General features: G+C 62.8%; 10 protein-coding genes and 1 pseudogene. 1 reads left to right on the top strand and 10 read right to left on the bottom strand.

The features are described 5' to 3' along the window. The 10 genes and pseudogenes from AC08OT_RS15130 to AC08OT_RS15085 all read right to left on the bottom strand — a co-directional run. Positions 1-1,077: FAD-binding oxidoreductase (locus AC08OT_RS15130; protein WP_476602950.1), on the bottom strand; the 1,077-nt coding region annotated here is incomplete at its 3' end. A 222-nt stretch (positions 1,078-1,299) separates the two neighbouring features. Beyond that, positions 1,300-1,794: a transposase gene (locus AC08OT_RS15125; RefSeq protein WP_476592256.1), complete on the bottom strand. Its 495-nt coding sequence runs from the start codon at positions 1,792-1,794 to the stop codon at positions 1,300-1,302. A 108-nt stretch (positions 1,795-1,902) separates the two neighbouring features. Then, positions 1,903-2,709 carry a class I SAM-dependent methyltransferase gene (locus AC08OT_RS15120; RefSeq protein ID WP_476592255.1) on the bottom strand — a complete coding sequence of 269 codons (807 nt, stop codon included), beginning with the start codon at positions 2,707-2,709 and terminating at the stop codon, positions 1,903-1,905. Between the two features lie 259 nt (positions 2,710-2,968). After that, on the bottom strand, positions 2,969-3,970 hold the full coding sequence (locus AC08OT_RS15115) for an alpha-ketoacid dehydrogenase subunit beta (RefSeq protein WP_476592254.1): 1,002 nt from the start codon (positions 3,968-3,970) through the stop codon (positions 2,969-2,971). Then, positions 3,970-4,935, bottom strand: a pseudogene (locus AC08OT_RS15110) (thiamine pyrophosphate-dependent dehydrogenase E1 component subunit alpha). Before AC08OT_RS15110 ends, AC08OT_RS15115 begins: the two are co-directional and overlap by 1 nt. A gap of 260 nt (positions 4,936-5,195) precedes the next feature. After that, positions 5,196-5,699: a class IV adenylate cyclase gene (locus AC08OT_RS15105; protein WP_476592253.1), complete on the bottom strand. Its 504-nt coding sequence runs from the start codon at positions 5,697-5,699 to the stop codon at positions 5,196-5,198. Positions 5,700-5,704: 5 nt separating this feature from the next. Further along, the gene (locus tag AC08OT_RS15100) at positions 5,705-6,931 is read right to left on the bottom strand and encodes a cytochrome P450 (protein WP_476602949.1); all 1,227 of its coding nucleotides are present in this window, start codon (positions 6,929-6,931) and stop codon (positions 5,705-5,707) included. Continuing rightward, positions 6,928-7,416 carry a hypothetical protein gene (locus tag AC08OT_RS15095; protein WP_476592251.1) on the bottom strand — a complete coding sequence of 163 codons (489 nt, stop codon included), beginning with the start codon at positions 7,414-7,416 and terminating at the stop codon, positions 6,928-6,930. The genes AC08OT_RS15100 and AC08OT_RS15095 overlap by 4 nt, the downstream gene beginning before the upstream one ends. A 233-nt stretch (positions 7,417-7,649) precedes the next feature. Beyond that, positions 7,650-8,756: an aminotransferase class I/II-fold pyridoxal phosphate-dependent enzyme gene (locus tag AC08OT_RS15090; protein WP_476602948.1), complete on the bottom strand. Its 1,107-nt coding sequence runs from the start codon at positions 8,754-8,756 to the stop codon at positions 7,650-7,652. Beyond that, positions 8,753-9,976 (bottom strand): hypothetical protein, encoded by a 1,224-nt coding sequence (locus AC08OT_RS15085; RefSeq protein WP_476602947.1) that lies wholly within the window; start codon positions 9,974-9,976, stop codon positions 8,753-8,755. Before AC08OT_RS15085 ends, AC08OT_RS15090 begins: the two co-directional genes overlap by 4 nt. A gap of 173 nt (positions 9,977-10,149) precedes the next feature. Here AC08OT_RS15085 and AC08OT_RS15080 point away from each other — a divergent pair. Beyond that, positions 10,150-10,718: transposase (locus AC08OT_RS15080; RefSeq protein ID WP_476602946.1), on the top strand; the 569-nt coding region annotated here is incomplete at its 3' end.

Below are 10,718 nucleotides of genomic sequence, written 5' to 3'. Positions count from 1 at the left end.
GGGCAGCACCCGGGTGGCCCTCGTGCCCGCGGCGGCCGCCAACGCCCGGCCGGCCGCGAGCGTCTCCGCCGGGCTCGCCCCACCGACCTCGACGAACAGCCAGCCGGTGCCGGCGGGAAGCTCCGGTACGGCCCGCGGTCCCCGGTGCCGGCGCACGATGTCGACCAGGCGCGCGTCCATGCCCTCCACCGCCAGCGGAGCGTGCGGGAACAGCAGCGGCACGGCGTCCGCGGCGGCCGGCATGTCCGGATAGCCCAGCACGACCATCGCGGTCGCGGCCGGTCGGGGGACGAGGCGGACGGTCGCCCCGAGCACGACCACGCAGGTGCCCTCGGAGCCCACCAGTGCCTTCGCCAGGTCGCCGCCGCGTTCGGGCAGCAGGTGCTCCAGCGAGTAGCCGGAGACCTGGCGGGGGAACCTGCCGAGTTCGGTGCGCAGGACCGTCAGGTTGGCCCGGACGAGGTCGTCGAGCCCGGGGACTGCCGGATGCCCGGAGCCACCCGGGCCGACCCGCAGCCGACGTCTCGTGCCGTCGAGCACGTCGAGGTCGACGATGTTGTCGGCGGTCCGGCCGTAGGCGATCGCCCGTGCGCCGCAGGCGTTGTTGCCGATCATGCCGCCGATGGTGCAGCGGGCATGGGTGGAGGGATCCGGACCGAATCGCAGCCCGTGCCGGCCAGCCGCCGCCTGGAGGCTGTCCAGGATGACCCCGGGCTGCACGCTCGCGGTGCGGGCGGCCGGGTCCAGGGAGATGACGCGGTGCAGGTGGCGGCTGAGATCCATCACCACCCCGGGGCCCACGGCGTTGCCCGCGATGGAGGTGCCCGCTCCCCGGGTGGTCAGCGGGGTCGCGGTGGACCGGCAAACCGCCACGATTGCCAGGATGTCCTCGACCTCCCGGGGGAACACCACGACCGCGGGTGGCACCCGGTAGTTCGAGGCGTCGGAGGAGTACTCGGCCCGGCGCCGGGCCGAGGCGTCGACCATGGGCCGGACCGCTCGATCATGATCCACACTGGTGCCAGCGACCATCGACCCGGCCGTGGTCGGTCGCTCCCCGAGCGCCGCCCGCAGCATCCGGGCCAGCTCCGCCCGGTCCCCGGCCCCTGTTCCGATCCCGGCCCGGTCACCGAGACGCCGAAACTGTTCGACCCGCACGCGACGCTGCTCCCGCTGCACCCCACCATCCTCGCCACGGGCCGGGCCGGCCGCACCGGATCGGCCTGCCACTGTGGATCTTCAATGAGATCATCCTCCCGGAACCCGGGCACGGCACGGTCGGTGGCCTCCTTCGGCCGCTCACTGATGTTGACCATGCCGACGATCCTGCCCCCTGGTCACAGTGCTGCACGACTGGTTGACCCACCCAGTCCAGCCCTTGGGCAGCATGATCTCCAGCTCGGTTCGCAGTTCCCCACCGTCCTGCAGGCGACTCCACTTGTAGATCGTCTCGTGGGACACGCGCATGCTCTCGTCATCGGGGAACTCCTTACGCAGTCTCTCGCTGATCCGTTTCGGGGACCACTCCTCGTCCAGGCCCGCGTTGACCTCGTCGCGCAACGGCGGCGACGCGACGAGTTTGCGTTCCTTCGGACGCGCGCGCACCGCGTCACAACGCGCCTGCGCGTCCGCCGCCCAGTATGCTTCCTCGCCGCCGTTACGCTCGATCTCCCGTGAAATCGTCGAGTGATGCCGGCCGAGCATCTTCGCGATGATCCGCGCCGATTGGTTCCGACCCAGCTCTCGGGAAATTACCTCCCGCTCCTCGATTGTCAACTGCTCCCGCCGGCCCATCCACCATCAGTCCCTCGGCTCCACCATCCAGTCCCTCGACGCCAAAGCGATCATCATATCGAGACGTTGCTACGCCCATTTGACCCCGCCATGTCCATGGTAGACCGGTCAGCGCGCCTGGGCCCGTACAAGCAGATACTCAGCGTCGAGCTCGACCCGGTCCGCCACCACGGAATCCTCAGTGAAACAGCTCTCGATCTCCTGTCGCAATTCCCGCGCGGCCGGTGGGTCCAGCGAGATCAGGGCGGCGACGTGGGGCGGGGAGTAACGGAGGAAGAAGTCCGCGGCGGCCGCCGCTGTCGGGAAGGAGTACCTGATACACGCGGATATGCACTCGATGTCGTGAAAGTAGGGCGTGAGCCTGGGGAGCACGACGTCGCGCACTCCCCACTCATTGGGCTCGGGCAGGCTCTCGGGGAGGGGGAGGCGACGCTTTATGATCGCGTTGAGCCGGCCCATGAACCCGGTAGGGGTGAAGTTCGCCAGGCCAACCTGGCCGCCGGGCCGCAGCACTCGGTGGACCTCGGCGGTGGCCGCGTCGGGTCGCGGTGCGAACCAGATGCCGCAGGCGGAGAGAGCCACGTCGCAGCTGGCGTCCGACAAGGGAAGGTCCTCGGCATCGCCTTCGAGGACGGTGATCTCCAACCCGGCCTCCTGGGCCCGGGCCCGGGCCAGCTCCACCATCCGCGGCGTGATGTCGACGGCGGTGACCAGCGCGCCCCGTCGGCCCGCGGCCATCGCTACGTTCCCGGTGGCGGTGGCCACGTCGACAACTCGCTGGCCCGCCCGCACTCCGGCCCAGTCGCACAGCGCTTCGGCAATGGGTAGCTGCCGGTCGGCGATCAGCTGGTAGTCCCCCATAGTCCAGATGATCCGACCGCGATTCTTGACGCCATGTGGGTCATCCGTCGTCATGGCATGCCTCCCGTCGATAGAGTGAGCGTTCCGTGATGTCGCGTGGCGGCTGAGCTGCAGGGCAAGGAAGAGTTATCGCGCGTCTCGTGACGAAGCTGAACAAGCATCACTCCTCCACCGAACGGGCCGGCAGTTCCATTGGGCTCCCTCTCAAGACAGTGCTCACGAGCACAGACGACATTCGGTCAGCGCGAAAGGCGTCGAGGCAGAGATGACACGAGGTCGTTGAGGATTCTCGTCCACCGCGAACGCGACCGCGTCATCTGCCTACCAGCTTCTCCGAGACGACACGGCGTACCGCTTGCGCTACCTGCTCGACGTCAAGCAGTGTCTGCCGCTCAAGGGGCGGTCTAAACGGTGTCGGTACATCTGCAGCCGTCACTCGTACCGGAGCCGCCATCAGCCGCCAGAAGCGCTCCTCGGCGAGCGAGGCGACAAGCTCGCTCGCGAAGCTGCAGGTGCGGGGTGCCGGATCGACGACGACGACCCGGCCAGTTTTCTCAACCGAAGCGTTGATCGTCTCGTAATCCAATGGAACGAGCGAGCGCGGGTCGACGACCTCGACCGAGATCCCCTCTGTCTCAAGCCTCTGCGCAGCAGCAAGAGCGACTCTGACAGCACCGGCGATCGCAACCACCGTCACGTCAGTCCCCTCACGCTTTATATCCGCCGAGCCAAGTGGAATCACGTAGTCTTCATCCGGGACCGGGCCCCGCATTTCGAACAGCGTAGCGTCCCTGAACAGCAGCACCGGATCGTCCTCACGAATCGCTGCCGTTGTCAGCCCCTTCATGTCGTACGGAGTGCTCGGAGCGACGATCTTCAAGCCCGGGCTGTTGGCGAACAGCGCGAACGGACGATCCGCGTGATGGGCGGCTTCCGAATTACCATAGAAGACTGGCACAAGCAGCAGTAGCGGTACCTTCGCCTGCCCACCCGACATATAGCGGATCTTCGCCGCCTGATTCACTATCTGATCCATCGCCGAGTACAGAAATGTCGAGCACGCCATATCGATCACCGGACGGATACCTGTCAATGCTGCCCCCACGCCGACACCGACGGAAGCCGCTTCCGAGATCGGTAGATTCCGAATACGCTCCTTACCGAACTCATCAACAGGGAAACGGCCATACAGGTTGGCCCGCAAATCCTGAGCCATAAAGAACACCGACGGATCGTGGCGCATCTTCTCAGCAATCGCCGCAAGAGTCGCATCGAAATACGTCAGCTGTGTCGTTTCCCGCACCTCAGTGCCCATCACCGGCTCCTGATCGCAATCGGGTTGACGAACACGTCCTCCACGTCCTCGAACGCCTCACCGGACTCGGGAAGTGGGCTTTCCTGGGCAAAACGGATAGCTCCCTCCATCTCCCTGGCCACCTCGGCTTCCAGGTGCACAGCATCCTCGCCAGTCAGTACCCCACGGCTACAGAGCTCTTCCCGGAACAACACGATCGGATCCAGCGCCCGCCACTCCTCCACCTCCTCTGGCGAGCGGTAGCGCGGCAAGCTCCCTTGCGAGTCGACGACCTCGACGTGCTCACGGAAGCGATACGTCTTCGCATCAACCAGGCTCGGCCCGCCTCCGGAACGAGCACGCGCCGCCGCCGCCGAAACCGCCGCATACACCGCCAGCACATCCTGACCATCAACGCAGGCGCCCGGCATCGCATAGGCCGCCGCCCGGTCGGCGACATTCTCCACTGCCATAACCTCCTGAATTGGGGACGTTACCGCATAACCATTGTTCTCGCAGAGAAAAACCGTCGGCACAGCCCAAATCGCCGCCAGATTCAACGCCTCGTGAAACGGACCAGCGTTCGCAGCGCCATCACCAAAAAATCTCAAACATACCTAACCTGTCTCGCGCATCTTCGCGCTCAATCCTGCTCCAACCGCAATCGGCAAACTCCCACCAACAATCCCCGACTCACCAAGGCTGCCCACCGAGAAATCCGTCAGATGCAACGACCCACCCTTGCCCCGGCAGACTCCTGTTGACTTCCCAAGGAGCTCAGCCATCAACGGACCAAGTTGCGAACCTTTACCGATCAAATGGCCGTGCGACCGATGATAGCCGATCATATAGTCATCGCCGCGAAGAGCCATACACGCCCCAACAGCCGCGGCCTCATGCCCGATCGACGTATGAAGCCATCCAGGAAGCAAACCCTTCGCCTGCAACTCAATAGCACGCTCATCGAAGTGTCGAATACGCAGCATACGCCGCTGCATCTCGATCAAACTCTCACTGCTCAGAGTCTCATCTATAAGAGACTGGCCTATTTTTTCCCGGGCCGATTCCATAACCCCGATCCTATCTCTGTCTTCTACCGTTATGGCCATGTTCGGATGGGCGAATGAAAGGTTGGCAAATCAAGCTAAGGATTCGGAATGAAATAACTTGTTCACTTCGGGGTCCTTGCGAGCCCGTGACCTGCGAAGACGCATATTGGCTTGCATTAATTACTTCATTACGAATTCTAATGCGACAGACCCAGTAGCAGATCGGCGTAGGACATGGGGATGTCGGGTTCGGCCTCCAAAGCGAGTGATCGTCGGTGTCGCCGATGAATAATATCGGCCTGCATGCCAGGTATAACGGCTGTTTCGAGCTCAACGAACGCGCCTAGTCCGACAACCTCGTCAAGATGAACGATAGTCGAGTCGAGTCTCCATTCCTCCCGGGTCTTGACCACGTCGACCAGCACTCCCAGCAAAGCCCCAAAGACGTTCCTGCACGAATCGGTATCGGTGACGTCGGTTGTGATGTATATGCACCGCCGGTCGGGCCCCTGATGTCGGTGGTATGCGACCAGTTGTGCGGCGTCTACGGACACCCGAAGTTTGAGCCAACCGACCGGTACCTGGAAGTAGGTATCGCGTTGATGCACGAATGTATCGAGAGACCCACCCGCGTCGGTCAGCCGCTTCCGAACCTCAGTCAAGCCGGCACATCGGATCTTCGTTTCGAACAGCTCTGGCATGGTCACTAATCCGGTCTGGTGCGTGCGATCTCCAGGCGTACTGGACCGCGTACGAAAAAAGACTGTCCATAGTCGATGGTGGTGACGACGTAGTCAGGAACGAACGATAGCAACTGCTCCAGAGCCAGGCGTGCCTCGACGCGTGCGAGCGGAGCGCCGAGACACAAATGGATTCCATGACCGAATCCGAGGTGCCGATTGGGTGAGCGAGTAATATCGAACCGCTCTGGATGGGGGAAGCGGATGGGATCGCGGCCTGCCGCAGCGGTCAAGACCCAGACGGTTTCGCCGGGCAACAGGGAGACCGCACCGATCGCGGTATCCTCGGTCACCGTTCTGGGGTCGAACTGCGCCGGTCCACTGAACCGGATAACCTCCTCCACGGCAGCTCCGGTGAGTGAGCGGTCGGCAAGCAGAGCACGGCGCTGGTCGTGATGCGCGGCGATCAGAACAATCGCGTTGGCGATCAGCTTGGCCGTGGTCTCGGTACTCGCCATAAGGAGTAGTACACAGGCGGCTACGACCTCCGGTCTGGTCAGGGTTCCCGTGCGGTGGGCTGCCAGCAGGTGCGCTAGCAGGCTGTCCTCGGCCGGCGCCTCACTGGCCAGTCTGCTGCGGGTATAGTCTGCCAACGCCATCCCCGCGCTCACCGCATTTCGGTAGAGTGCCGCGGCCGTTGGCTCGGTGTCCGCCAACACCGCGGCAACGCTGCCGACGGCCATCTCCTGTGTCCATCGAATGACCTGGCTGCTGTCCGACTCCGGGACGCCCAGGATCCTGCAGGTGACCAGGGCGGCGAGTGGGAACGCCACGCCAGTGAGCACGTCAATGGGTTCCCCGTCGCGTAGTGGCTCCCGCAGAGCGGCGAACACATCCTCGACAGTGGCGCGGACGAGCGGCTCCCAGCGCGCCACGGCGCGTACTGTGAAGCAGTGGCGCAGCACGGAACGTAGCCGGTCGTGGTCAGGTGGATCGCTGCCCAGCATGGTGGCTGCACCGTCGTACCACGGTCCGAATTTCTCATCGGCGAGTACTCGCGAGGAGTAACGGGAGGGATCCCCGAGAATCGCCACTGCGTCATCGTATCCAGTCACCATCCACACGTCGGCCAATCCGTTATAAACACACCTGCCGAGCAACCGGATTCGTTCATAGACCGGAAACGGGTCGGCGACCACCTCCGGCGACATGAAGTTGATGTTCAGTACGGGTGTTCGGGGGGTCGTAGTCACGCCGGGACCTTTCCGAGCAGAATCATGTACTCCAGGTCGATACGAATGCCGTCAGATGTCATCGATGACCTTGTGGTGAGCCGTTCGACCTCGGCGGTGATCTTGTCCACCTGTGCAGGATCTAGGATTCGGAATGAAATAACTTGTTCACTTCGGGGTCCTCGTGAGCCCGTGACCTGCGAAGACGCATATTGGCTTGCATTAATTACTTCATTACGAATTCCTAGACCACTGCAGGCCGCGATATGGGACGCGGAGTTGGTGAATAAGAACTCTGTGGCAGCCCCAGCGGACGCGAAGTTCCACGAGACGGTCGCGGTGAATGTCATCACGTCGGTGAAGTGTTGTTCGAGCCGGGTGATGGCCACTGCTTCGTTGGCCCAGTCGTTGCGCTCCGGAACACCGTCCGGCAGCGGTCGATAAGCCTTGATAATCTCCTCGACCTGGCCAAAGTAGCTTCCAGGCGTGAATCCGGCTAGCCCCACGACACCCCCGGGCCGCAGTACCCGGCGTGCTTCCGCGATAGCGATATCCGGTCACGGCGTCCAGCACAGCCTTGCCGGGTTGAATGTCAGCGCTCTGGCACAGGTGTTCAGCGATCGGCATTACGCGTGTGGCAAGTTTAGCGTAATCTCCTTGTGCCCAGGTCTCGCGAACATAGTCCTTGTATGCGGCGGCGACGGTTTCCCTTATCATCGGATACCTTCCGTGATCGCATTTATTGTATGGCGTCAAAATCCGTCAGCGCCTGGACAACTTGATGCAGCAGGGATATCGGCGCGGCGGTGAACTGAAGTAGTGACGCGAAGCCTACGCAATCTGCATGAGAACGGACAATCACGCCTTTCCTGATGAGATGCTCTTTGAGACAGCGTGCATCGTCCGGTTCGCCGACATCCACGGTGAGAAAGTTGGCGTCACTTGGCAACGGCGAAATGCCTTTCTCCATGCCGGCCACCTGGCCGGCAAGCCACTCGCGCCCGTCGACGATGTCTTTCCGGATCGAGTCGAGCTCCTTCTTGTGGTTACGGCACATTTCAAGTGCCACCCAGGCAGTAACGCCGGACACAGCGCGAGCCCGACCCCATTTGCGGAGGTACTCTACAATCGATGGCGCGCCGATGGCGTAACCTAGACGCATCCCGGCCAGCCCGGCACTCTTGGAAAACGATCCGATCCGTACCACGTTGTCACATCCGCAGAAGTGCCGGGGTCTGTCTTCCCCACGAAAGGCTTGATAACATTCATCGATCACGAGCAGATTTCCATGATGATCGGCCACCGCGGCAAGGGCCATCATGGCCTCTTCGTCGAGGGACCTGCCCAGCATGCCGTGCGGGTCCGTCACGACGAGGACGGTCGACGGCCTGCGTTCCATCGCCCGCATGGCGTCGTCCACCACGAAGGACAGCTCGCCGGGCCGCGGCAGCCAAGGAAGAACGTTGATGCCTCGCAGTTGGGCGTGATACCGGTAGGCCGGATAGGTGGGATCCTGCAGGATCAAGGAGCCTGGTCTGGCGGCACACGCGTCGATGATCACTCCTATCGCGTCGTCGGATCCGGGGAAGATCTCCAATTCCTCAGGAGAGCAGTCCACAACATCGGCCAGTTCGGTGATGAGTTCTGAGTAGATCGGGTATCTGGTCGCGGCCGTCGGTGGAATTTTCTGCAGCACCGTGGCCATCAACGGATCGAGCGCTGGGTGGATCAGTTCGTTGCGCGAGAGGTCCAAAACATTGCGGGGATGGGAGCACCGTTCAGGAGCGGCCAAGCTGCTTAGCCGCGGGTCGAGGTACCACTGGTCCGACGTCGTGAAACCGGTCATTTCTCGGCCACCGCCTTGTCTGCGAAGTAACTGCCTAGGCAATGGCCGATGAAGCGCTCCACGCATCGACGTTTACGGCGAGCTTCAAGGTCACGGCCCGAAGCAAGCGAGTGCGCTACTTTGACGTCGGTTTCCTCGTGGCAGCGCAAGTAATCTGTCGCATAATGCAGCCCGCTGAATGACACCGATCCGCCAGTGTCGATATTCCACTCGTGTACAGCCAATGCCATCTGTGCCAGCTCGTTGTCTATCGTCCGTGCGCCTAGCAGTCGCGCGACCTCACGCTGGGCGTGATTCTCCTCCAGCACCGTCGGCACCGATATATGGAGGCCACTGTCCAGCGCCGGAACTCGATCGAGAAGCAGGTTCGGCGGCCCGTCCGATATCTGGCGCACCCGTACGCCGGAGAGCAACCCGTATCGCGAGGGCACGAAAAGTCTGTTGTAGATATCCTTCGGTTCGTCGAGCGCCCCCAACTTCCCTACATAAATGATCTCGCGGACACCCAATTTGCAGCATTGCCGCGCCAGCCGGCCACCGATAGATCCCCAGTAACTGAACCGCACTCCCAGCAAGGTGATTCGCCGGCCCCTTGGTCGACTGAAGGTCGAGGCAACATAATACGATTTCTCCTGATGTCCGATACGGTAATAACCAGCATCACTAAGAATGTCGGAAAGCAATTCAATCTTGCCGAATACGACAGTTTCAGCACCGTTGACGAGCGATTCATTAATCCCCGTCCATTCGGCGATTGAATGCTCCGCATCCGGATAATACCACACCCGCAGCAACTGCTCGGTATGGCGAGTATACCGGTTCATCACGTGTGCGACAAGGCTGGCGTAGTGAATCACGTAGTCACGTCCTGGAGGCACCGCTATACATAGCACCTCCCGGCCGTAAGGATCGTGTGCTTTGAACAGTTCGGGCCGCACGCCGTTAAGTATCTTGTCTGGCTGCTGATTCGAGCCGAGCGGCTGTTGCACCCGTCGACCCAACGCCGTGGCAACCAAAGTGAAATGGGCCGGGTACACACCGTGGACCTCGATGGGCATCCTCCGCGCGACCGCTCCGCGAATCAGCTCGGTCGAAACTCGCTGATTAACGTAAGGATCAAGGTCTTCTGCCATCGTGTGGTCGCTCGGTCGAGCCATGGGTACCCGGTTCGTCGGGTATCTTTCCCGCCGAGAGTAGATGGTGATCAGCGAGGCATCCATCTTTATCTGTGCCTCCTGCCAATCCGGTCCCTGCCGGATTGGCAGGAGGACAACCCATTCGGTCCATTCGGTCAGAGTCTGTTTTAGATCTTCTTGTGTGTACGGAGCGCGATGGAAGGCTGGTGTGGATGTTGGTGGGGTTGGGGTGGGGGTGAGGGCGGCGGGGGCTGGCCGTGGTAGGTACATACCGGTACTGGTCGGGTCTGGGCGACGCCGGGTGGGTGGTTGCCGAAGCGGTGTTGCCGCCGGTGCCGAGGGGCGGCCGGCCCGGGGCGGGCCCTCGCCGGGGCATCGTGGGCGCCTTCCGGTACGTGGCCTGCAACGGGATCGTGTGGCGGGCGCTGCCGGCGGGCTTCCCGGCGTGGCGGGCGGTCTGCGGCTTCTTCGACCGGTGGAAGGACAAGGGCGTGACCGCCAGGGTCCAGGGCGCGTCGCGGGGCGGGGTCTGGCCCGCGGGGGTCATGGACCATCCTGAAGGCCACCGTCGAGACCGCCCGGGAGACGAGACCGCCCGGGAGAACCCCGGCCGGAAAATCTCCGGGGCCCTGGCCCTGCCGGGACGAGGGGTGGTCGAACGCACCCTCGGCTGGCTCACCGCTCACCGGCGGCTTGCCCGCGGCTCCCGCGGCTATGGACGTCATCCCGCCACCTCCGAATCGTTCATCCACATCGTTCATCCGCTGGGCGATAGTCCGTCCAAGCTCTTCCGGCCGGGAGGCTTTGCCGCCCTTCCAAAAACGCT

The organism is Frankia sp. CgJB1 (assembly GCF_977947065.1).
Note: the sequence above shows the minus strand (reverse complement) of the source record. Positions and strands in the feature narration are given on the sequence as shown.

Bases quoted from the DNA above. Each gene is read 5' to 3' on its own strand.
- AC08OT_RS15125 (WP_476592256.1), bottom strand. From the start codon at position 1,794: ATGGGCCGGCGGGAGCAGTTGACAATCGAGGAGCGGGAGGTAATTTCC.
- AC08OT_RS15120 (WP_476592255.1), bottom strand. From the start codon at position 2,709: ATGACGACGGATGACCCACATGGCGTCAAGAATCGCGGTCGGATCATC.
- AC08OT_RS15115 (WP_476592254.1), bottom strand. From the start codon at position 3,970: ATGGGCACTGAGGTGCGGGAAACGACACAGCTGACGTATTTCGATGCG.
- AC08OT_RS15105 (WP_476592253.1), bottom strand. From the start codon at position 5,699: ATGCCAGAGCTGTTCGAAACGAAGATCCGATGTGCCGGCTTGACTGAG.
- AC08OT_RS15090 (WP_476602948.1), bottom strand. From the start codon at position 8,756: ATGACCGGTTTCACGACGTCGGACCAGTGGTACCTCGACCCGCGGCTA.
- AC08OT_RS15085 (WP_476602947.1), bottom strand. From the start codon at position 9,976: ATGGATGCCTCGCTGATCACCATCTACTCTCGGCGGGAAAGATACCCG.